The following is an 809-nucleotide window of genomic DNA, read 5'->3' on the forward strand; positions in this document are numbered from 1 at the left end:
AGTGCACTTCTGCGTACTGCAAAACGACCGGTAGATTTCTAAGCGTTCGCTCCCAGACCTGCGATCCTCTGACGCCGGCAACCCTTGTCCGGCGGCCCAACCGACCGACGGGATACACGTGCCAACTCCAACTTCTTCCACGCCTGGCCCAGTCATGACGCGACTCGCAACAGCGTTGTTCAGGAACGCACAAAGCGCCGGCCGAAACTTCAGGGATGGAGAACGTCACAACATCCGTCAAGGCGAAGAAGGAACCACCGAGCGGATCTTGCTGAACCTCACGAAAACCATTCCCGAACTCCACGTCGGAGCCTTCAATCGTAGAGAGGAATCCCGCTACGGGGCGGACTGGGAATGGTGGATCTCGGACGGGTCGAGTAAATGGTTTCACCTTGTCATCCAGGCCAAGAAGCTTCAAACGCCTCCGGCGCACCCGGCGCACCCGGCCGGAAAATACAAGATCAAGCACACAATTCGATCTTCCGGCATGCAGCAGATAGACCTACTCGACCTCTACGCCCGAAAAAGCGGAGCGCATAGTCTCTATGCGCTCTACAACCCCGCAGCTCGCGGCGTCCGATACAGCGATCACAGATGCTGCCTCGGTCCCTCCGGTGACCGAATCACTGCTGTCAGCGCAGACGTATTTCTCAACCGGTTCCCACGCACTAAGGGTCTAATCGATGATGTCCCCCTAGCCGCGATCCGTGAGTACACGCTCCCCTGGTCGTGCCTGGCAAACGACCGTGTCGCCACACACGCCGTGCCACCGCCACCAGGGCCTTCCCCGCTGAGGCCTTCCCCGCTGA

General features: G+C 59.5%; 1 protein-coding gene. It reads left to right on the forward strand.

What is annotated here, in order from left to right; all coding sequences use genetic code 11:
• Positions 1–154: 154 nt before the first annotated feature.
• Positions 155–809: DUF6615 family protein (locus ATN37_RS14225; RefSeq protein WP_374103516.1), on the forward strand; the 655-nt coding region annotated here is incomplete at its 3' end.

It is taken from the genome of Rhodococcus sp. MH15, assembly GCF_019266045.1.
GTDB lineage: Bacteria > Actinomycetota > Actinomycetes > Mycobacteriales > Mycobacteriaceae > Rhodococcus_F > Rhodococcus_F qingshengii.